Origin of the sequence: Heyndrickxia sp. MSNUG (assembly GCF_049532715.1) — a bacterium.
Classification (GTDB): domain Bacteria; phylum Bacillota; class Bacilli; order Bacillales; family Cytobacillaceae; genus Mesobacillus.
In genome coordinates this window covers 4,017,119-4,036,702 of record NZ_CP150978.1, presented here as the reverse complement: position 1 = coordinate 4,036,702, position 19,584 = coordinate 4,017,119, and the positions used below count along the sequence as shown (strand labels likewise).

The 19,584-nt window shown below is 42.5% G+C and carries 24 protein-coding genes; 10 read left to right on the top strand and 14 right to left on the bottom strand.

Annotation, left to right across the window (positions count from 1 at the left end; genetic code table 11):
• Positions 1-78: 78 nt before the first annotated feature.
• A complete protein-coding gene (locus AABM38_RS20290; RefSeq protein ID WP_423407988.1) occupies positions 79-675 on the top strand; it encodes a sulfite oxidase-like oxidoreductase in 597 nt (198 codons plus the stop codon).
• A gap of 191 nt (positions 676-866) precedes the next feature.
• On the opposite strand, the gene AABM38_RS20285 is transcribed toward AABM38_RS20290, so the two are convergent.
• Positions 867-1,226, bottom strand: a complete 360-nt coding sequence (locus AABM38_RS20285; protein WP_423407987.1) for a hypothetical protein — start codon at positions 1,224-1,226, stop codon at positions 867-869.
• A gap of 201 nt (positions 1,227-1,427) precedes the next feature.
• Here AABM38_RS20285 and AABM38_RS20280 point away from each other — a divergent pair, with 201 nt between their 5' ends.
• Entirely contained in the window at positions 1,428-2,078 is a 651-nt protein-coding gene (locus AABM38_RS20280) for a DedA family protein (RefSeq protein WP_423407986.1), read from the top strand.
• 255 nt (positions 2,079-2,333) lie between these two features.
• Here the strand turns inward: AABM38_RS20280 and AABM38_RS20275 are convergent, their stop codons facing one another.
• Positions 2,334-2,516 (bottom strand): hypothetical protein, encoded by a 183-nt coding sequence (locus AABM38_RS20275; RefSeq protein WP_207502121.1) that lies wholly within the window; start codon positions 2,514-2,516, stop codon positions 2,334-2,336.
• A gap of 98 nt (positions 2,517-2,614) precedes the next feature.
• On the opposite strand from AABM38_RS20275, the gene AABM38_RS20270 reads away from it, so the two are divergent.
• Complete coding sequence (locus AABM38_RS20270) at positions 2,615-3,001, top strand: PaaI family thioesterase (RefSeq protein ID WP_423407985.1); 387 nt, start codon at positions 2,615-2,617, stop codon at positions 2,999-3,001.
• 185 nt (positions 3,002-3,186) lie between these two features.
• Here the strand turns inward: AABM38_RS20270 and AABM38_RS20265 are convergent, their stop codons facing one another.
• The 8 genes from AABM38_RS20265 to AABM38_RS20230 form a co-directional block, all read right to left on the bottom strand.
• Entirely contained in the window at positions 3,187-4,332 is a 1,146-nt protein-coding gene (locus tag AABM38_RS20265) for an FAD-dependent monooxygenase (protein WP_423407984.1), read from the bottom strand.
• A gap of 172 nt (positions 4,333-4,504) precedes the next feature.
• Positions 4,505-4,873, bottom strand: a complete 369-nt coding sequence (gene mnhG / locus AABM38_RS20260; RefSeq protein WP_423407983.1) for a monovalent cation/H(+) antiporter subunit G — start codon at positions 4,871-4,873, stop codon at positions 4,505-4,507.
• The gene (locus AABM38_RS20255; protein ID WP_335375097.1) at positions 4,851-5,141 is read right to left on the bottom strand and encodes a Na(+)/H(+) antiporter subunit F1; all 291 of its coding nucleotides are present in this window, start codon (positions 5,139-5,141) and stop codon (positions 4,851-4,853) included. Before AABM38_RS20255 ends, mnhG begins: the two co-directional genes overlap by 23 nt.
• Complete coding sequence (locus AABM38_RS20250) at positions 5,141-5,617, bottom strand: Na+/H+ antiporter subunit E (protein WP_335374906.1); 477 nt, start codon at positions 5,615-5,617, stop codon at positions 5,141-5,143. Before AABM38_RS20250 ends, AABM38_RS20255 begins: the two co-directional genes overlap by 1 nt.
• Before the next feature lie 6 nt (positions 5,618-5,623).
• Positions 5,624-7,105, bottom strand: coding sequence for a Na+/H+ antiporter subunit D (locus tag AABM38_RS20245; RefSeq protein ID WP_423407982.1), 1,482 nt, complete (start codon positions 7,103-7,105; stop codon positions 5,624-5,626).
• A complete protein-coding gene (locus tag AABM38_RS20240; protein ID WP_423407981.1) occupies positions 7,098-7,439 on the bottom strand; it encodes a Na(+)/H(+) antiporter subunit C in 342 nt (113 codons plus the stop codon). Before AABM38_RS20240 ends, AABM38_RS20245 begins: the two co-directional genes overlap by 8 nt.
• Positions 7,439-7,861 (bottom strand): Na(+)/H(+) antiporter subunit B, encoded by a 423-nt coding sequence (locus tag AABM38_RS20235; RefSeq protein WP_423407980.1) that lies wholly within the window; start codon positions 7,859-7,861, stop codon positions 7,439-7,441. The genes AABM38_RS20240 and AABM38_RS20235 overlap by 1 nt, the downstream gene beginning before the upstream one ends.
• A gap of 2 nt (positions 7,862-7,863) precedes the next feature.
• A complete protein-coding gene (locus tag AABM38_RS20230; RefSeq protein ID WP_423407979.1) occupies positions 7,864-10,266 on the bottom strand; it encodes a Na+/H+ antiporter subunit A in 2,403 nt (800 codons plus the stop codon).
• Positions 10,267-10,496: 230 nt separating this feature from the next.
• Here AABM38_RS20230 and AABM38_RS20225 point away from each other — a divergent pair, with 230 nt between their 5' ends.
• Together AABM38_RS20225 and AABM38_RS20220 are read left to right on the top strand one after the other, a co-directional pair.
• Complete coding sequence (locus AABM38_RS20225) at positions 10,497-10,715, top strand: hypothetical protein (RefSeq protein ID WP_423407978.1); 219 nt, start codon at positions 10,497-10,499, stop codon at positions 10,713-10,715.
• A gap of 151 nt (positions 10,716-10,866) precedes the next feature.
• The gene (locus AABM38_RS20220; protein WP_423407977.1) at positions 10,867-11,424 is read left to right on the top strand and encodes a YufK family protein; all 558 of its coding nucleotides are present in this window, start codon (positions 10,867-10,869) and stop codon (positions 11,422-11,424) included.
• A gap of 136 nt (positions 11,425-11,560) precedes the next feature.
• Here the strand turns inward: AABM38_RS20220 and AABM38_RS20215 are convergent, their stop codons facing one another.
• Entirely contained in the window at positions 11,561-13,375 is a 1,815-nt protein-coding gene (locus AABM38_RS20215; RefSeq protein WP_423407976.1) for a transglycosylase domain-containing protein, read from the bottom strand.
• A 317-nt stretch (positions 13,376-13,692) separates the two neighbouring features.
• On the opposite strand from AABM38_RS20215, the gene kapD reads away from it, so the two are divergent.
• On the top strand, positions 13,693-14,313 hold the full coding sequence (kapD, locus tag AABM38_RS20210) for a 3'-5' exonuclease KapD (RefSeq protein WP_423407975.1): 621 nt from the start codon (positions 13,693-13,695) through the stop codon (positions 14,311-14,313).
• A gap of 69 nt (positions 14,314-14,382) precedes the next feature.
• Here the strand turns inward: kapD and AABM38_RS20205 are convergent, their stop codons facing one another.
• Entirely contained in the window at positions 14,383-14,763 is a 381-nt protein-coding gene (locus AABM38_RS20205; protein ID WP_423407974.1) for a kinase-associated lipoprotein B, read from the bottom strand.
• A gap of 304 nt (positions 14,764-15,067) precedes the next feature.
• Here AABM38_RS20205 and AABM38_RS20200 point away from each other — a divergent pair, with 304 nt between their 5' ends.
• From AABM38_RS20200 to AABM38_RS20190, 3 genes are all read left to right on the top strand, one after another.
• Positions 15,068-15,667: a peptidylprolyl isomerase gene (locus tag AABM38_RS20200; protein ID WP_423410810.1), complete on the top strand. Its 600-nt coding sequence runs from the start codon at positions 15,068-15,070 to the stop codon at positions 15,665-15,667.
• A gap of 80 nt (positions 15,668-15,747) precedes the next feature.
• Complete coding sequence (locus AABM38_RS20195) at positions 15,748-15,960, top strand: hypothetical protein (protein ID WP_335375377.1); 213 nt, start codon at positions 15,748-15,750, stop codon at positions 15,958-15,960.
• 225 nt (positions 15,961-16,185) lie between these two features.
• Entirely contained in the window at positions 16,186-16,635 is a 450-nt protein-coding gene (locus AABM38_RS20190; protein ID WP_423407973.1) for a hypothetical protein, read from the top strand.
• Between the two features lie 72 nt (positions 16,636-16,707).
• Here AABM38_RS20190 and AABM38_RS20185 read toward each other — a convergent pair whose 3' ends face one another.
• Positions 16,708-17,877: a MalY/PatB family protein gene (locus AABM38_RS20185; RefSeq protein WP_423407972.1), complete on the bottom strand. Its 1,170-nt coding sequence runs from the start codon at positions 17,875-17,877 to the stop codon at positions 16,708-16,710.
• A gap of 81 nt (positions 17,878-17,958) precedes the next feature.
• Here AABM38_RS20185 and AABM38_RS20180 point away from each other — a divergent pair, with 81 nt between their 5' ends.
• On the top strand, positions 17,959-18,219 hold the full coding sequence (locus tag AABM38_RS20180; protein ID WP_423407971.1) for a DUF1871 family protein: 261 nt from the start codon (positions 17,959-17,961) through the stop codon (positions 18,217-18,219).
• A gap of 19 nt (positions 18,220-18,238) precedes the next feature.
• On the opposite strand, the gene AABM38_RS20175 is transcribed toward AABM38_RS20180, so the two are convergent.
• Complete coding sequence (locus tag AABM38_RS20175) at positions 18,239-19,102, bottom strand: alpha/beta fold hydrolase (RefSeq protein ID WP_423407970.1); 864 nt, start codon at positions 19,100-19,102, stop codon at positions 18,239-18,241.
• Positions 19,103-19,584: the final 482 nt, after the last annotated feature.

Below are 19,584 nucleotides of genomic sequence, written 5' to 3'. Positions count from 1 at the left end.
CAACACGTAAAAAAACAACAGAACTCAGTAATAAGCGCTACAATGTGAAGAGATAAAGCCAAAAATGAGGTGAGCATCATGTATTTTGGTAAGCCGCGAAAAACCGCTCCATCTGACAGAGTCCCGCCAAATCAAAATGTCACGACTGCGTTTCCCGTGCTTCATTATGGGAATATCCCCAACTATAAAAATCTTGATAACTGGACATTAAGGATTTGGGGACATGTGATTCAGGAAACAGTACTCACATTTGATGAACTGATGAAGCTCCCGCAAAAAAACTCGGGAAATGATATCCATTGCGTCACAGGCTGGTCCAAGCTTGATAATGTTTGGGAAGGTATCCCGACAAAGGAACTGGTCAGGATGGCAAAACCTAAGGAAAGTGCGAAATATGTAATCTTGCATGCTGAAGAGGGGTGGACAACAAACCTGCCGATTGAGGATTTTGTTATGGATTCAAGTCTGCTTGCACATACCCACAATGGTGAACAGCTTACACCAGAACATGGCTACCCATTAAGAGCTGTAATCCCTCACTTGTATTTCTGGAAGAGCGCGAAATGGCTTAGAGGGATTGAATTTACTGATGAAAACAAGCCGGGCTTTTGGGAGAAAAACGGCTACCATATGTATGGGGATCCTTGGAAAGAGGAGCGTCTATCCTGGGATTAGTTTATAGGATTACTCGTTTTGGAAAATGATTTTATCCGTCACATAACCGATTGTATAATAATTGCCGCCGTTCTGGACAACGGCGGCTTTTTGTTGTTTAAAAAACAGGTGCTGCCAACTGGGCTTCCAGCTTGAAGAGCAGAATTCCCCTTTTTTAATAAAATATGCTGAAGAAGTGTTGGATTTCCTCTTCATTCCCATCTTAACTTCAGGATGATGTGGCAGCATTCCCGGTCCCCGACATTGTCTTGAAAGGTCATTGTTATTCCATCAGGATTATAGGTTATTTTCGGCTTTTTCTTGATCCCAGCAGAATCGACAAGGTGTTCAACCTGAGCCTGATTTGATTGTTGGGCAGCAGCCATTAAGTCATTTGAAAATGAGGAGGAAGAGGTGATTTTCTTCATCACCTGGTTGGCATCCTCCATTAGCATGATTGCTTTTGTAGCGGAAGTCTTGAATAGGACTGTATTTACTTCAGGGTAGGGGCGGAAGTCAGGAATGGTGTTCGATTCATCTCGTCCAGCATTACAATAAAATAAATAATGCATTTGCTTCCCCTTTCTTTTTGATCAGGATAGTGTTGGAACCTTTTTGTCATCCCTTTCAATTTATGAAGTTCGATCAGTGGGTATGATGCGAAAAAAAGTAAAAGCGCTTGAGAATTTAAAAAAGAGGGAATGTATGAAGAAAAGAGAAATGTAATACATATATACTTCTATAATTTAATTAAATGAATGGGATGGTGCCGTATGGATTTGGATCTGGTGATCAATGTTATTGAAGAGAACGGCTATATGGGGTTGTTTTTTTGGCTTTGGTTCGGCATTTTTATCATCCCAGTACCAAATGAAGTACTCCTGATGACTGTAGGACTCGCTTCGTCCATGGGCTCCCTTGATCCATACCTTGCATTCCTGGTTTCCTACCTGGGTATTTCGACAGCTTTTACCAGCATCTATCTGGTGGGAAGGATAATAGGAAGAAGGCTATTGCGCTTCCTGGAAAAAAGGAAGCGGTTTGCGGATACAATCGAATCCTCGATGAAGATGATGGATAAATATCATGCTTTTTCATTATTCCTCAGCTGCTTCGTACCGGGTGCTAGGAATCTGGTTCCATTGCTATATGGCTTCAGCAGGCTTTCATTTAAGACATTTGCTGTTTTTGCTTATAGTGGTGCGTTTATCTGGGTATTGACGGTTTATATGATAGGATATTTATTCGGGGATAAAATGGATGCAATCATGAAATATAATAAAGAAATGTGGCTCCTCGTAATTATAGCAGCAGCGGCAGCAGCTGGAATCTTTGTTTTTAAAAAGAAAAAAATGAAGAATGAAGGAATAGAAAGTGCTCTTGGAACGGAAAGCGGCATATATCAGGAAAGGCAGCAAAAATAGCCGCCTTTCTCATACGCATTTCACTACGAGGCGCGTGCGCTTTTCTTATTGTCCAGCTCCAGCGCCTAGCCCCTCGAGTCGCTTGTCTAGCTGCGCCTCCTAACTCCTCGAGACGCTTCGGTCCTGCCAATGAAGTCAAAAACCGACTTCACTGTCAGGCCCTTCAACGGACACGATGTCCTAGTGCCGACGTTGCCACAGGACGTGGCGGTTTTAGTCGACGTTCACTTGACAAGGCGCTTACGCTTTTCTATTTTAAAATTCGTTTCGGTGTTCGACTAAATCAATAGCTCCCAGGACAATATGGGCCAAACCAAAACCGAATACAGTGTTGGAAATCATTTTATCGATTTTACGGTTTTGCTTCATTGCATAACCTGCGGCAGTGACAGCAGTCCCGAGTACTGTTGGGATCATGCCCTCGCGAATTCGATTCATTCGGTTCACCTCATAATTCAGGATGCGTCCCTAAGGACAGTTTTAGTTTCTCCAGCAATCCTTGCAATTCAATTGGCAAATCTAAGGAGGCAGATAACATGGAATTAAATCAAACGCTTTTAGGTTCATTAGGTATCGAGATTACGGAGCTGCAAAAAGGGAAAGTCACTGCAACTATGCCAGTGGATGAACGCACTAGACAGCCATTTGGGCTGCTTCATGGAGGGGCATCTGTAGCGCTGGCAGAAACGGTCGCAAGTGTCGGGGCCTTTGAATTGGTCGATAAGGAGAATGAAGTCGTTGTAGGACTTGAAATTAACGCCAACCATATCCGTGCTAAAAAGGATGGTTTCGTCACAGCGGTTGGCACTGTCCTGCATCAAGGGAAAACCACCATGGTCTGGGATATTAAAATCACGGATGAAGACGATCATCTCATTTGCGTATCAAGGTGTACGATGGCTGTAATTAAACGTAAAAAATAAGTTGGATCAGCCTACTTGGCTGATCTTTTTACTGAATATGAAAGTATAAAATTCACTTCAAGAAATGTCCAGCTCCAGCGCCTAGCCCCTCGAGTCGCTTCGGTCCGCCCAATGAAGTCAAAGAACGACTTCACTGGTCGGCCCTCCAGCGCTTGTCGGGGCTGACCAAGGCGCTTGCGCTTTTCTTATATTTCATCAGAAATTTCAACCACTTTTCTCAGTTTTTCATTATGATATCCTGCTGGAGCCAGCTGCAGTAATTTATTGCGGATGGAACAAAGTATAGGGAAGTCAACTTTTGCTGCCAGCTCGTATATTTTCGTTTCATTTTTAACTAGTTTCATCCGTGCCATCCGGTTCAACTCGTACTTCTCGAATGCCTTGTCAATCGAATCTTCTGTACTGATCCATTTTGAAAGATAGGCAGCTTCCTCAATAGCCAGTGAAGCACCCTGTCCAATATTCGGCATTGAAGCATGAGCGGAATCCCCAACAAGGAGGATGTTGCCATAATAAAAGTGTTCCAATGGCTGGATGACAGATAGTTCATCAAAAATTATATTTTCCGAAGGGGTATTCTCCAGTATTTGCTGGATAGGATCGTGATAATAGAAGAAGTTGAACAATAAATCCATCGAAGTCCAATTCAACATATGCGTTGGGCTTGAAGCGGATTTTTTAAATGCATACCAGTATAAGCGATTGCCGGGCATTGGAGTGATTCCGAATCGGCCTCTGGGTCCCCAGGTTTCGGTGTATGGAATTTCGTTAAAGGATGGGTTATCTATGAAGCCGCGCCAACAAACGGATCCCGTTAAGGTAAGGTGGCTGTCTGGAATTAATTTTTTCCGTATCGGGGAATCGGTTCCATCACTGCCAATTAGATATTCTGCTTCTGCAGTGCAACCATCCTTGAAATTCAATTTGATTGTATGGGCATTCTGTTCAAAGTCAATTAATTCCTTATTCATGTGGAGAGAACCGGGAAGAAGTGCTTCTGCTAAAATATTCATCAGCGTGGAGCGCTTCATGAATAGATAATTTGGGATATGAGTGGGAGAGTGGTAATCAAATTTTGCAATAACTTCTCCTGAATGGGATTTAACATAACAATGATTGGTTGTTACTCCATTCGTAAGCATCTGTCTGCCTAATCCCATGATATAAAATGCTCTTATCGCATTGCCGCTTAAAACAATGCCAGTATCAGGGCCGCTGATTTCTTTCGCCTTTTCATACACTTCGGTGTGGATTCCTTTTTTCTGCAAGGCCACAGCTGAGCATAAACCGCTAATTCCACCGCCAATTATGGCAATTCTGACATGAGCCATAAAACCCTCATCCTTTCAAAATGAAAAAAGCTTAATTTCCCTGTATGGCTCCAAAAGAATAATCTCTTCATCCTTACTATACTTCACGCTATATCAGAAAGGTATGGATATTAATTGAACATTCAGTAAAAAAACAAAGCCACCAGGTGGTTAACCTGATGGCATTACTTTTTTACTGATTCATTTCCTGCATTGATTTTCTGGCTTCAGCCAGATCATCCTGTACCGTCTTATCCGACAGCTTGATGCCTGAGTTATAAGCTGCTCGGCTGATTAAGTGGCCTGCAACCGGGGAGGTAAGGAAAATAAACCCGATGCCCAATAATAATCTTGAATTAAAATGATCCTTGATAAACCAAAAATATAAGAAGGTTCCGATCAGCACAAGCATGACACCCATTGTAGCGCTTTTTGAAGCAGCATGGTTTCGCGTATAAACGTCAGGAAGCCTGATCAGGCCGAACGCCGTAACAAGGCTGAGAAATGCCCCCACAAGGATGAACAAGCCAGCAAAAAATTTAGCTATTTCCATTTCTGTCATATTCCATGATTACTCCCTTCTCAAGATATTTTGAAAAGGCGACTGTGCCGATGAAAGCAAGGATACCGATAAGCAGGATGATATCCAAAAAGGCACTTGTTTCAAGCAGGATAGAGACGAGTGCAATGAGGGACACGAGGCTGATACCGATTGCGTCAAGGGCAACCACCCTATCAGCGATCGTAGGTCCCTTTATCACGCGATAGATTAGGCCGATCATTGCCAGGGATATGAATGTTGCTGAAACCCACATAATCATGTTAAACATCATCTGCTCACCTCCATGATCGATTTTTCAAATGTATCTCTGATCCCTTTGATAGAATCCTCAGCATCATCAATATCCATAGCGTGCACATACAGGATTTTATTATCAGGTGAGACATCAACGACCAGGGTACCGGGAGTTAATGTAATGAGATTAGCGAGCACGGTAATCTCCCAGTCTTGTTTCAATTCCGTTGGGTATGCAAAAATTCCAGGCTTTATATCTAGCTTAGGCTTTAGGATTACCTTAAGGACTGCAATATTCGAAAGGATTAATTCCCTGGTGAAAATATAGACTAGATTTATTACAGCAATGAATCTCAACAAGTAAAACCGCGAATTGAAAAATCGGCGGAACATATAGATGATGAGCAGGCCAAAGAAATACCCGACGAAAAAGGCGGCCGGGGAGTAGGATGTCTTCAGGAACATCCATACAAATGCCAGAATGAAATTCAGCAAGATTTGAAAAGCCATAGCTCATTACTCCTTTAAAACTGCATCGATGTAGATTTCCGGATTTGCAAGTGTTTCAGCAGCCATTGAGATTACCGGATATATTGCATCTGTTCCAATTCCGTACAGAACAGCAAAGGCTGTTAAGAGCGCTGGTGCGGCAAGGAGCCATTTAACAGGAGCACCTTGCTCAGACTTAAATGCCCTCTCAGAACCCCAGAAGCCTTTTATGAAAATCTTCATTACCGAAAACAAAACAAAAAGGCTGGACATGAGGACGGTGAATGCTCCAAAATAACTGCCTGCTTCAAAGCCAGAACGTACAATCATCAGTTTGCCAGCGAATCCGCTAAGCGGAGGGATGCCCGCAAGTGCTAACGCGGCGATAAAAAATGTCCAACCAAGGCGCGGATATCTATGCAGCAATCCGCTGATTTTATTAAGATCGCTCGTCCCTGTGATCCTGATGATGATCCCAATCAGCAGGAATAGGGCGGCCTTGATGTTCATGTCGTGTATCAAGTAAAAGATAGCACCAGTTAGTGATTCTTGTGTCAGTACGGATACACCAAACAGTATGACGCCGACCGCGACAATAATATTATAGATAATGATTTTCTTAATGTCGGAATAAGCGATTGCCCCTATCACTCCAGCGATGATTGTCAGGATCGCCAGAATTTGCAGCAATTGATGTGTGTACCCAGCATCATGGTAAAAGAATAGCGAGTAGGTCCGGGTGATCGAGTAAACCCCAACCTTCGTCAGCAGTGCTCCGAATAAGGCCATAACCGGTGCGGGCGGTGCGTAATAAGATCCAGGAAGCCAGAAATAAAGCGGGAAAATCGCACCTTTCAGGCCGAATACGATTAAGAATAATACGGCAATAACAGTTATAATCCCGAGGTTGCCAAGCTCGCTGATTCGAACAGAAATATGCGCCATGTTGAGCGTGCCGACTACTGAATAAAGATACGCAACAGCGATGACAAACAGCGCAGATGAAATGACATTTACCAGTATGTATTTAATGGATTCGCGGAGCTGGATTTTCGTTCCGCCCAAAACAAGCAATACATATGAAGACATAAGCATGACTTCAAAAAATACAAACAAGTTGAAAATATCACCTGTTGTGAAGGCGCCGTTCACGCCAACGAGCAGGAAGTTAACGACTGGGTAGTAATAAAATTTTTCCCGCTCTACGCCGATTGACTTGAAGGAGTAGATTACGGAAGCAAACGCAATGATACTGGTCGTAAGCACTAGCAATGCAGAAAGCATGTCCGAAACGAGCGTTATGCCGTAAGGAGCCTCCCAGTTGCTGACGTCCATTGTCTGGATTCCATTTTTATAAACATGGCTAGCAAGCAAGGAGGCAGCAATAATCCCTGAAAATGAGCTTATTGCCGAAACCCATCGCTGTGCGAGTACGTTTTTTGTGAAAAAGATTAGTATAACCCCTGTAATCAGAGGAATTAGAATAGGTAAGATGATTAGATTATTCATGTCCTTCCTTTCCTCTCAAGCGATCCATATTATCCGTTCCAAGTTCCTGATACGCTCTGTAGGCCAAAACCAGGAAGAAGGAGGTTACGCCAAAGCTAATGACGATCGCAGTCAGGATCAATGCCTGAGGAAGCGGATCGACATAAGAAGCAGCGTGCTCGCCAAGAAGCGGAGCGGCACCTCTTTTTAAGCCGCCCATCGTTAAAATCAACAAGTGGGCGCCGTGGCTCAGAAGTCCTGTACCGATAATGATCCTGAGCAAGCTTTTGGAAAGCATGAGATAGGTCGCTGTCATAAACAAAATACCAATAAGAAAAGCCATTAAAATTTCCATTATTCGCTCTCTCCAATCGTTTGAATAATGGTCATTGTCACACCAATGACGACCAGGAACACGCCAGTGTCGAATAATACCGCAGTATGCAAAGAAGTTTTGCCAAGGAGTGGAAGATCCACATAGGTAAACGCATGAGTCAGGAAGGGCATGCCCATGATCAAACCCCCTACTCCAGTTCCCACGGAAAAAAGGAGTCCAACTGCAATAACCTTGATATAATCGACCGGCAGGATTGTCTTCACTGTTTTTATATCGAAGGCAAGCAGCAGAAGCACAATTGCCCCTGATGTCATCAGCCCGCCGATAAAACCGCCTCCAGGGTGATAGTGCCCGGCAAAGAACAGATGGATCGAAAACAGGATGATGACGAACAAAGTGAATTTTGTAACTGTCTGCAGGATAATATCATTTGTTTTCATCCTTATTCTTTCCCCCTTGTCAGCCGTAGTTTGATCATGGCAAAAATACCAAGAGCGGCAATGCCGAGCACTGTAATTTCGAACATCGTATCAAAACCGCGGAAGTCAACGAGAATGACGTTAACCATGTTTTCGCCGCCTGCTTTTTTATACGTATTCTCTATATAATACTGTGCAATTGAATCGAACATTTTATTGCTGTGCGCTGATAAAGCGATAAGAGTGACGATTGCACCAACTCCAATCGAAACTATTGCATTTCCGAGCTTGAAGCGGATCCGCTCCTCGTTTCTTCCGAGTTTTGGCAAATGGTAAAAGGCCAAGAGGAAAAGGGCTACGGAAACTGTTTCAATCACAAGCTGTGTCAGCGCTAAATCTGGAGCGCGAAAAATGACAAAGAAAAGTGCAACTGTATATCCGACCGCTCCTAGCAGGATGATTGAAGTCAGCCTTGATTTTGCAAACATAATCGTGATGGAGGAAACAGCAATAATCAATACAAGGATCACTTCTAAAAATCTGATCGGCGCGACATTGCTAAAATCGAGTTTGAACGCATTCCGATATACCAAAGTCGTGGCCAGGATCAAGATAAAGAATGAAAAAATGTAAACTAGATATGTCCGGATAAAACCGTTCATATACGTCTTGGTTATGTTTCGGGACGTGATCTGGATGAGCTCCAGGCCGCGGTCATATATATGGTTCAACGCAAGCCGCTCAGGGAAGATCCGATAGATGCCTGTCCATTTTGGCAGTGTTTTGAACAGTAAAAATCCTAAAATAATGACACCTATCGTCATATATAATTCAGGTGTTGGACCATGCCAGTGAGAGATATGGACATCAAATCCTTCACGGTTTTCAAGCAGTGATGGCAAGATTGCTCCCATAGCGGGAGAAATAATGCTATGAGAAAGCACATTTGGGAAAATTCCGAAAATCATGACGAGTGAAGCAAGGATGACGGGCGAAATCAGCATTCCAATGGGCGCTTCATGCGGTTTCTTTTCCAGTTTTTCAGGCTGATATTTTCCAGTGAATGTCTTAAATACATACATCATGCTGTACAGGAATGTGAACACACTTGCCGCCCAGGCAATAATTGGGAAAAGGATTCCCCATGTATTAAGGCTGAATATATCCATTTTCGCAACTCGAAGCATCCCGGTGAAAAACATCTCTTTACTCAAGAAGCCATTGAAAGGCGGAATACCTGCCATTGAAAATGCCCCAATGATTGCGAGAGTGAAAGTAATTGGCATGAAGTTCATCAAGCCGCCAAGCTTGCGGATATCCCTTGTCCCCGTTTCATGGTCGATGATTCCCGTAACCATGAACAGACTGCCCTTGAATGTGGCATGATTGATTAGATGGAAAACAGCAGCTGTGACTGCGACGATATAATATCCATCCTTAATCGTGCCATAGTGAAGGGCCGCAGCGCCAACACCAAGCAATGACATGATCATACCAAGCTGGCTGACTGTTGAAAAGGCAAGGATTGCTTTTAAATCCGTTTGCTTTACCGCTGAAAAAGAACCCCAGAATAAAGTAAGTACTCCAATACCAGCTACGAGCCAGACCCATACACCAGAATGGGCAAATACAGGTGTCATCCGGGCGACAAGATAAATGCCCGCCTTAACCATCGTTGCAGAGTGCAAATACGCACTGACTGGGGTGGGCGCTTCCATCGCATCAGGCAGCCAGATGTGAAATGGGAACTGGGCAGACTTTGTGAATGCCCCTAAAAGGAACAAAATCAAGGTTGCTGTGAACAAAGGATGATTAATAACTTGATTAGACATTTCAATGGTTTCGGAGATGCTGAAAGTGCCAGTGATGATATAGAGCATCAAGATGCCCCCAAGCATTGACAAACCGCCGAAAACGGTGATCAGCATCGATTTTTGCGCGCCATATCTCGAACCTTCTTTATGGTTCCAATATCCAATTAAAAGGAATGAAGAAAAGCTCGTCAATTCCCAGAAGGTATATAGGACGATCAGGTTATCCGATAAGACAACCCCAAGCATGGCTCCCATGAACAAAAGCAAATATATGTAGAATGTATTCAGCTTTTCTTTTTCAGGAGAAAGGTAATAGATCGAATATAACACGACCAGTGCTCCAATCCCCGTGATCAGCAGCGCAAAAAGTAACCCTAATCCATCAATTTTAAGGGCGAAATCTACCCCAAGCGAGGAGATCCACGGAAAGGATTCCATGATGGTATCTCCATTTCTTGTCACGCTTATGAATTGAAGGAAATATACAAAAAGCACGGCGGGCAGCGGCAAAAGGAACCACCCTGTATGTATGTTACGGAAGTGCTTATGTAAAAATGGAATTAATAGCGCTAGTAAAAGCGGTGATAAAACTGCAAGGTGAAGTAATGACAAAAGATAATACCTCCTTATAATTCCAAATTTAGATTTTTGATACAATCGTTAACATTATATATTTTGCTGATTTTACCAGGTTCATGCTCCCGAATGTCCGATGTAAAAATTATATCGTAAAAATGAGGGATATGCATGCCATGGCATTTGATAATAAAAGGACTCTCCAAAATTTACTGAATAAGAATGCTGTATTGCTTGCATACTAACAGGGAATAGGGGGGATAACCATGGTCCGGAAAATTGTTATATGCGTTGGGATATTCCTTAGTTTGTTTACGGGATTCTTCATCCTGGATAACCGGGAAGACAAGGAGTTGTCAAAACAAGGAACTGGTGCAGAACCTGGTGTACTGCGGATTCAGCAAACAGATATGGACGAGGTTGAAACAGCAAAAACATATATACCTTTTGGATCGAGGGAATACGTCAGGATAATACCTAAGTAGCCTTCAACCTTTTAATACGGATTAAGATGAATAAAGTTTCAAAAGTTTTAAGTTCCTTGAGTAAGGAACTTTTTCTTTTTGTTGCCGGAAGCATTCTTTTCTTTCATAATATCCAAGTAGGAATAAGAAAGAAACGAGTGAAGAGGTTATAATGAAAAATCCGTATTTAACAAGCTATTTCCCGCTGCTCGCCATTGTTCTGTTCAGTTTGTCGCTCTCAGTCCGCACAGAAATGGAGCTTGTGGCACTCCTGAAAAATGCCGGGATTTATGATGGCATGCTGGAGTTTTTTTCGGAAACAGGAATAAAACTTTCGCTTCTGGCATTGCTGATGGTCATGTACTTCATGGTTTTTGCAGCCATGAAGCTTATTGCCGATACAATCAATGAGGTCAGCCTGCTATTTTTTTCAAAGGATCATGAAGGTGAGAGCCTTAAACTGATTCGCAGTGGTGCATCCGTCTATTTTGCAGCTGGGGTGGTTTCCCTTTTCAGCATTTACAGCTTCATAGGAATCGGCCTTATTTTTGCAGCAGCAACATTGATTTACTTCATTTATTTTGTCTATAAAATAAGCCCTAATTTATCAATAGCAGGGGTCATCGGGACCGTTTTCTTTCAGGTCATCCTCTGGAGCACCATGCTGCTTGGAATCATTTATCTTGCGGTAAAAGTGTATAACAGCATAATGGCAAGTTTGCCGATTTAGAGAGCTGATTCAAATTGAATCAGTTTTTTATTTATTAATGGGCTGATTTCCAAACAGTGCAGTCCATAATCCTCCGGAAAACGAGTGCTTGAACTGAAATCAACCATAAAAATAGACCGGGCTTACCCCGGTCTGATCATTTCATTATATCCCGCCAAATCAATAGCTGTGGCGATTTGTCATGAATAGATTCCATGCTTTGCGGCGCGTCTTTGCCAACCCATACTCCTGCAGTCAGCTTTCCGCTGAAGCCGATGAACCATAAATCCTTGAAATCATTGGTCGTTCCTGTTTTGCCTCCCGCCTCCTGACCGGCAATCCCCACTTTCCTTGCTGTACCTGAAGTAACAGTTTTTTTCATCAACTCGTTTACAGTCTCAGCTGTTTTCGCGCTCCAAACTTTCACCTGCAGATGATTCCATTTATAAAGAAGCCGGCCATTAAGGTCAGTCACCTTCGCAATCGCTCTTGGCCTGATAAATAGTCCTTTATTGCTGAAAACAGTATAGGCCTCGGTCATTTCTAACGGACTCATGCCAGTGGTGAAGCCGCCGACTGCAGAAGACGGCACTTGATCCTGGGATGTCATTTTTTCAAAATGAAAAGGTGTTAAATCACTGAAAGCCTCATTCACCCCAACCTGCTGAAGCAGCCTGACGGCGGGTGTGTTATAGGAATGGGTGAATGCCTGTTCCAGGGTCACCTTTCCATATTTCGCTCCACCATAATTTCTCGGGCAATATCCTTTGATACAAATGGCTCCAGCATCCACTTTCTCAGTTATACTGGCGCGTGTCCGCTCAAAGTAGGGTGCATACACGAGCAAAGGTTTAATGGAAGACCCCGGCTGGCGAAAAGCCTGGTACGCCCGGTTGAATTCACCGGTACGATAGTTCTTGCCGCCTGCCAAAGCCACTATGAGGTTCGTTTCATGATTCACTACTGCAGCAGCGCCTTCAATACCTTTATAAGGCAGGTGCTCTGCCACCGACTTCTTTGTCCGCATTTGCAGCTCTTGATCAAGGCCGGTGTGGATGGTGATGCCTGAACTTAACAATTCATCGACTCTCGCATCTAATTCTTGTTCAGTTCCTAATTTTTCATGTTCAGATACCAATTCCCTTAATTCACTTAAAACAAATGAAGTGTAATCAGGATATGCATTTTTCCTTGGTCTTATTTTTAAAACAATCTTCTCAGTTTTAAGTTTTTCTGCTTCGTCAAAATGAAGCTGACCACTCTGGACTAGCTGATCTAACAGAAGCTCCTGCCGCTTCTTTGTCCGATCAAAGTGCTTTAAAGGATTATAAAAGGAAGGATTATTAGGGATAGCGGCTAGAAACGCTTGTTCAGCCTTACTAAGATCTGCCGGCTTCTTTTTAAAATAAAAATCCGCAGCTGCCTGGATTCCGTAAGCGTTATTCTGAAAATAGATCGCGTTTAGATACTGCTCAAGGATTTCCGTTTTTGAAAATGTTTTTTCGAGCTGGCAAGCATATAGCACTTCACTGAGTTTACGGTTATAGGATTGATAATGGTTCAGGTACTGGTTTCTGGCCAGCTGCTGGGTAATCGTGCTTGCACCTTGCTCGATTCCATCTGAGTGAATGTTGATTGCAAGCGCACGGCCTATTGCAGTCAGGTCAAATCCAGGATGCCTTTGGAAATTTTGATCCTCAGAAACGATAAATAGATCTTTTATGAATCCTGGAATTTCATTGGATGACACATATCGTCTGTTCATGGGATGATTAAGTTCTGTTACGACATCACCATTGCTGGCAAGAATCAAGCTTGTCTGCGAAAGCTTTGTCTGTGTCAAGTTAACTTTCTTATCAAGAATCTCGTTGAAGCTTTCCGCTTTACCGGCTTCGTTAAACGTTAACGTCACGACTGTGATGAACGCGGGTATTAAAAGCATTGTCAGTAAATAGCCTGTTAGGATGCGCACGTTAGTTCCTTTCTTTTGCTGTGTAAGAATCCTGTTAAATTAATTTGCATATTACGCACGCTTTATATCGGATAAAATTCAGCAAAATTAAGAGTTGAATAAGGATTCACACAGGCAATACCCAGTGATTATTTATATGGAATGATTAATCTCCAATAAAAAACCAACAAAAATTTTGATATTTAAATTATGACAATATAAAAATGCAGAAAAATTAAAAAATTTATTCTGATTCGTGATATAATAGAAAAAATAATCGACAGAAAAGCATATACTGGTTACATACAACTACTGGCTTTTCAGAAAGTTGGGGAAGCATGGGCGAAAATGAAAGGACATTATTTATTGATTTTGAATTTACGATGCCTGACCGGAACAGCAGGAGGCAGGGCTTTTACCAGGAAATTATTGAGGCTGGTGCCGTTCTGGTTGAGAACAGCAAGGTGGTTGAACAGTTCTCCTCATATGTAAGGCCAAACCGTTTTCCAAATTTAACTGAGAGATGCAGGTCATTTCTGAACATTTCCCAGGAACAGGTTAATTCAGGAATCTCGTTTCATGATTTGGCGGAGAAATTAAGGTGTATGGGTGGAAGCAAAAACTGCCAGGTTGTCACCTGGGGCAATATGGACATGAAGGTATTGCAGCATAATTGCCTGCAGGCATCCGTCTCATTTCCGCTCCCGGGCAAGCAAATTGATCTTTCGATGGAATATAAACGTTTCTTTGGTGACCAGAATCAGACTGGACTTTGGAAGGCTGTACAGGAATATGGCAGGGAAGGCACTGGAAAGCACCACCGTGCGCTCGATGATGCTTTGACAACCTATCATATTTACAAGCTGGTAGAGAAAGACAAACAGTATCTGCGCAGGCCTGAGCCCACTACAATTGGGGATATGGTCGATTTTTCAAAGCTGTTGAACAAGTTTGCATAAAAAAGCCAGATTGGAGAAAACAATCTGGCTTTTGGCGTTCTTACGATGGGTATATTACTCGGCAGACTCTTATTTAAAGTAATCTTTCTCAAGTGATTCCAAATTCCGAAGGCTTTGCTGTGCCCATGGAGAATTGTCATCCTCAAGTTCTGATCGCAATTTACTTGCTGCTTCTTTCAGTGAATCAAGATAGTCAGGAATCTCACCTTCGAACGGCTTTACCATTTTTTCAGGAATATTTGCTTGCTCCCGGTAGGATAGTGCCTTTCTTTCATGGAAAAAGCCCACTTCAGCATCCTTTGGATTATGAAGGTCGCCCTGCATTGGATGTTTAGCTACTGCCAAAACACGGACAAGATAGTGCTGGGGACGGCGTTCTGTAATCTCGCCTATGTACTTGCCAGTCTTATAAATGGCGGTCACTTTCTCGCCAATTTTCAGTTCGGACATGATTTTCTCCTTTCGAAAAATAGATTATGTGACGAATGTCCTGAACACTTGTCATTCACTGGCCAGGACGTAATGCCTTTTCTTTCATTATGCAAGATTTAGAGCAAAAAACAAAGTGCAAAACCTTTTACAATCCTTTAAAGTGTTTATAGGAGGGATACATATCATGACTAAAAAAATATTAGCGGTACTAATAGCAATCATGTTTGTTCTTGCTGGCTGCGGTACTGCAGGCGAGAAGCAAGAAGCAGAGAAAGCGAAGGAAGAAACAGAAGATAATGGTGGACAAGCTGATCAGCAGAAAATGGATGAAAATTTTGTTTATCCGCAGACGGTTAAGGAAGTCCAGGAAAATGAAAGACTTGTTGAAATGGTCACCAATATGGGTACCATTAAAATCAAGCTTTTCCCGAAACAGGCGCCTAAGACGGTGGAGAATTTCATCAAGCACAGCGAAGAAGGCTACTATGAGGGAGTTACATTCCACCGTGTTATCGATGGTTTCATGATTCAGGGCGGTGACCCGGATGGAACAGGTATGGGCGGTGAAAGTATTTTCGGCGGACCGTTCGAGGATGAGTTTTCAAGAGAGCTTTTCAATATCCGCGGAGCATTATCGATGGCGAATGCAGGACCTAATACGAATGGAAGCCAATTTTTCATCGTCCAGAATAAAGAGCTGGATCCTAGCCTGCCAGAGCAAATGAAACAAGCGGGCTATCCTGAAAAAGTGATCAAGGCTTATGAAAATGGCGGCACTCCGCATCTAGATGGCAAGCATACAGTCTTCGGGCAGGTTGTCGAGGGAATGGATGTTGTCGATAAAATTGCCGCTACCCCAGTTGGAGCGCAGGACAAGCCTGAAAAGGATGTCGTCATTGAAAAAATCAATGTACTGAAATAACATCTGGCCAGGTTGGATGAAATGCAAAACCTTGCTATAATGTGTGGGTGCGTGTTTCCGAGTAAGAAAGGAAGATGAGAATGAATCACTGGTTTGTCATCTCATTATTTTTATATTTTCCAGAGGATAAAACTGAATATATTCCCGCAGCTATAACCTCATTCGTTTTCCTGATAGGAGCGATCCTGACAATGAGGTTTATCATTAAAGTTTCCAAAAAGGAAGCACAGAAAGCTAAAGAATATGAACAGACAGTCATGAAGCAAATGGAAGAACATAAGAAGAACAGCTGATTTTACCCAGCTGTTCTTTTTTTGACTACAACAGCCCTGTCCCGCGTTAAACCGGTGGGGGTCAGACCCCCAGTACTGTAACGCGTTAAACTGGTAATCACCAGTGCGATAAAATTGTGTTTCTGGTGGTTTAACTTGTGGAAATCGGGGTAAAAGTCATGTTTTCATTATTTCAGGAAAGGTTTATAATACAATTTATATCTTAAAAATGAGTAGGGGTATAAATTGAAGGACTTACAGATAAAGAGTATTGTAGAACAAATTCTTATCCAGTCGGGAAGCAGTGTTAAGGTTGAACTTGAATCATTTTTTCCTGGAGACCGGTTTGCGGGCGGGAAGTATAATTTTGCGAGTCACACCATCACTTTATATATTGAAGAAATCAAGGACCAGTGCCTGCAGATCTTTTCATCATTAGATTCATTCGAGGATTACCTCGCTGTTGTTTTTGCCCATGAAATCGGCCATGCAGAGGACAGTCAGCTAGCTGATTTAATTGAGCAGATGGATTCTTGTACCAATGATTACGCGAGAACTGGGATTGCCTTGAATATCGAGAATAATGCATGGGATTACGCAAAACTGCTGATTCCGCAAAAACTTCACCCATTCATGGATACAATCATTCATTATTCACTTCAGCCATATTATGAAGCACTTGAAATGAGTGCCTAAATGTAGAAAGAAGGAGCCAGGACCTAGAGGTCTGGCTCCTTCTATATTTCTCGTGAAAACTGAAAGGTTGTCTTAGCTGAACGCTGTTTTCAATCTGTCGAGACCTTCAAGCAAAGTTTCGCGCGGGCAGGCCAGGTTCATCCTGACAAAACCTTCTCCGCCTTCTCCGTATTTCGTTCCTGGCTCAAGTGCAAGTTTCCCTTTGTACAGCAGCTTTTCTTTCAGTTCTTCGTCGCTTAAACCAAGCTCCCTGCAATCAATCCATAGCAGGTAGGTAGCATCAGCCTTCATAGGTTTAATCGCCGTAAGGTTTTCTTTCATAAACTCAGTGGCAATCTCCATATTTTCGTGCAAATAGTCCAGCAGATGTTCCAGCCATGCCTCTCCACCGCGATAGGCGGCTTCCATACCGGCAATGGCAAACGCATTCAAGGTAAAGAATCCTTGCTGCTGCTGGATTTCCTTGAATTTGGTCTTTAGTTCCTTATTCTGGATAATGGCGGCCGAAGCTTGAAGTCCCGCCAAGTTAAACGTTTTGCTCGGAGCGACGAATGTAACTGTAATATTCATGAACTCTTCTTTTAACGAAGCGATTGGTGTATGGACATTCGGTTTGAAAACAAGATCGGAGTGGATTTCATCCGAAACGATCAGGCAATCATGCTTTACGCATAAGTCGCCGAGTTTTTCGAGCTCAAGCCTAGTCCAGACCCTGCCGCCAGGATTATGAGGGTTGCACAGGATGAATAATTTAACTCCCTCTTTCAACTTTTCTTCAAAGTCCTCAAAATCCAATTCAAATCGGTCATTTTCATAAATTAAGTTTGACGTGATAAGGGTCCTGTCATTATTTTTCACCATATTGAAAAAAGGTGTATAAACAGGCGAATGCACCAAGACCTTGTCGCCTTTTTCCGTGAAAGCACGAATCGCAGTACTGATGGAAGGCACCACACCCTCGCTATATAAAACGGATGATGTTTCAATCTCCCAGCCATGTCGATTTTTCAGCCAAAGCTGAAGGGCTTCAGTAACTGAAAAAGGCACAAAAGTATATCCAAAAACCCCATGATCGATCCTTTCTTTAAGAGCGTCACAAACAGCTTTTGGAGGCTGGAAGTCCATATCAGCGACCCACATTGGAAGCACATCTGCCGTCCCAAATACATTTTCAGTCGAATCCCATTTAACAGAACTAGACTTGCTGCGATCAATCACTTTGTTAAAATCAAACTTATCCATATGTACACCGCCATTTCCTGAAAATTTATCACTCACTATCTTTATGATAAAATATTTATAAAAAAATATCAGGTGATTGAATTGGAATCTAAAGAACTTAGCTATAAATTAATTGATGTTTTGAATAAATGGGATCCTATTGACGTAGGGGAAGGGGGATTTGATCCGGAAATTGCCGATATCCTCCAGGCAGTTCATGATTTTGACGATGCTTATAAAATTGCAAAGAGAATTCAGTCTGTATTCGAATTTTCGTTTGAAAAGCTATTGCCATACAAGGATTGCCATTTAATCGCTAACACTTTGCTTTCAATTAAAAATGAGGATGCTTGCTCATTATAAACCTATGAAACGGCAGCCATCAACGGCTGCCGTTTGCTGTTGCTTCGACTCTTTCCTCTGCGCCAATAAATTGATTGATGAGCTTGTGGACATCCTCCGGCCGTTCTTCCGGGACGAGATGTCCCGTTTCCTTTAAAATCACCAGTTTAGAATTCTTTAAATCCTTCTTTAATTTTCTTCCGACACTGACAGGGACAACCTTATCGTGCTCACCCCAGATCATCAGGCAGGGTGCATCGATTTTTTTTAGCTCCTCAGAAGTCAAATCACCCTCCCGATGCCTAATCATCATCGTCAATGCTTTAAAAATGTCATCCTCTAAAAAAGGGGATAAGTAGCCGTAGAGCATTTCATCATTAATCATGGAATGGTCATACACAACATTCTTCAAGTTTTGTTTCACACCAGACTTCGCGAGATGGAATTTCACATAAAGGTGGAAATAAGGGATATAGCTTGTCAGGACAAGTGGAAGCTTCGCTCTCTTCAAATAGCCTGAACTGCAAAGCAATATTCCCTTTTTGGCATAGTCAGGATAGTGCAAAAGAATGTTTAAAGCAATTTGCCCGCCCATCGAATGGCCGACTACATTAAATTCGCTGATTCCAAGTGACTTCATTAATTCAACTACAGTTGTAGCCATGTTATGGTACGAATATTTATAACTGGGAACTTTGCCGCTCTTCCCGAATGGCGGGAGGTCAACAGAAATGACATTATAATCCTCTTTAAGCAGTGGAATCAAATGCCGGAAGCTGAAAGTAGAGGAAAGAAAACCATGTAGCAGCACGAGTGTTTCATCGGATGCCGGGTGTACATAATGTTCGTAATACAAATCGATTCCGTTAATCGTTTTATTCCTGGCGAACGTAACATCTTCCATTGTGGCTTTCACTCCTGACATTATTTACGAAATATGTAAGGTATGCCATTTATTTTCCCCGTGAATTGAAAGTTCACACACATAATGTGAAAAAAGGCGGAAACAAAAAAAAGATGGACATCCAAATATGGAAGTCCATTCAAAAAAGGGGGGAATACTAGAAAGCCTTATAAAATAAGGATAACCAGTTTGCCAGAATGATATACATGTTATTTCTAAAACTTTATATAAGGCTCTGTTAAACAAGGCTGTTGATTTTCGTTCCAGGCGCTTCGCTTTCCGCGGGGCTGGCGCTGAGCCTCCTCGTCACTTCGCTCCTGCGGGTTCTCACCTGACCAGCTGCGCCCGCAGGACACTGAAATGCTTCCTCGAATCTGCCCACGCACGATGAAAATGCGTTAGCATTTTCGGAGGAGTCTGCACGCCTACCACTACAATCAACAGGGTTTAAATATCAACATTCAGCTTTAACAGAGCTGTAT

What these genes read in the sequence shown, in the direction of transcription:
- AABM38_RS20245 (WP_423407982.1), bottom strand. Translation starts at nt 7,105, where the DNA reads ATGAATAATCTAATCATCTTACCTATTCTAATTCCTCTGATTACAGGG.
- AABM38_RS20195 (WP_335375377.1), top strand. Translation starts at nt 15,748, where the DNA reads ATGAATCACTGGTTTGTCATCTCATTATTTTTATATTTTCCAGAGGAT.
- AABM38_RS20235 (WP_423407980.1), bottom strand. Translation starts at nt 7,861, where the DNA reads ATGAAAACAAATGATATTATCCTGCAGACAGTTACAAAATTCACTTTG.
- AABM38_RS20255 (WP_335375097.1), bottom strand. Translation starts at nt 5,141, where the DNA reads ATGTTTAACATGATTATGTGGGTTTCAGCAACATTCATATCCCTGGCA.
- AABM38_RS20205 (WP_423407974.1), bottom strand. Translation starts at nt 14,763, where the DNA reads ATGTCCGAACTGAAAATTGGCGAGAAAGTGACCGCCATTTATAAGACT.
- AABM38_RS20175 (WP_423407970.1), bottom strand. Translation starts at nt 19,102, where the DNA reads ATGGAAGATGTTACGTTCGCCAGGAATAAAACGATTAACGGAATCGAT.
- kapD (WP_423407975.1), top strand. Translation starts at nt 13,693, where the DNA reads ATGGGCGAAAATGAAAGGACATTATTTATTGATTTTGAATTTACGATG.
- AABM38_RS20220 (WP_423407977.1), top strand. Translation starts at nt 10,867, where the DNA reads ATGAAAAATCCGTATTTAACAAGCTATTTCCCGCTGCTCGCCATTGTT.
- AABM38_RS20285 (WP_423407987.1), bottom strand. Translation starts at nt 1,226, where the DNA reads ATGCATTATTTATTTTATTGTAATGCTGGACGAGATGAATCGAACACC.
- AABM38_RS20240 (WP_423407981.1), bottom strand. Translation starts at nt 7,439, where the DNA reads ATGGAAATTTTAATGGCTTTTCTTATTGGTATTTTGTTTATGACAGCG.
- AABM38_RS20270 (WP_423407985.1), top strand. Translation starts at nt 2,615, where the DNA reads ATGGAATTAAATCAAACGCTTTTAGGTTCATTAGGTATCGAGATTACG.
- AABM38_RS20275 (WP_207502121.1), bottom strand. Translation starts at nt 2,516, where the DNA reads ATGAATCGAATTCGCGAGGGCATGATCCCAACAGTACTCGGGACTGCT.
- mnhG (WP_423407983.1), bottom strand. Translation starts at nt 4,873, where the DNA reads ATGACAGAAATGGAAATAGCTAAATTTTTTGCTGGCTTGTTCATCCTT.
- AABM38_RS20250 (WP_335374906.1), bottom strand. Translation starts at nt 5,617, where the DNA reads ATGGCTTTTCAAATCTTGCTGAATTTCATTCTGGCATTTGTATGGATG.
- AABM38_RS20290 (WP_423407988.1), top strand. Translation starts at nt 79, where the DNA reads ATGTATTTTGGTAAGCCGCGAAAAACCGCTCCATCTGACAGAGTCCCG.
- AABM38_RS20265 (WP_423407984.1), bottom strand. Translation starts at nt 4,332, where the DNA reads ATGGCTCATGTCAGAATTGCCATAATTGGCGGTGGAATTAGCGGTTTA.
- AABM38_RS20200 (WP_423410810.1), top strand. Translation starts at nt 15,068, where the DNA reads ATGGATGAAAATTTTGTTTATCCGCAGACGGTTAAGGAAGTCCAGGAA.
- AABM38_RS20280 (WP_423407986.1), top strand. Translation starts at nt 1,428, where the DNA reads ATGGATTTGGATCTGGTGATCAATGTTATTGAAGAGAACGGCTATATG.
- AABM38_RS20185 (WP_423407972.1), bottom strand. Translation starts at nt 17,877, where the DNA reads ATGGATAAGTTTGATTTTAACAAAGTGATTGATCGCAGCAAGTCTAGT.
- AABM38_RS20225 (WP_423407978.1), top strand. Translation starts at nt 10,497, where the DNA reads ATGGTCCGGAAAATTGTTATATGCGTTGGGATATTCCTTAGTTTGTTT.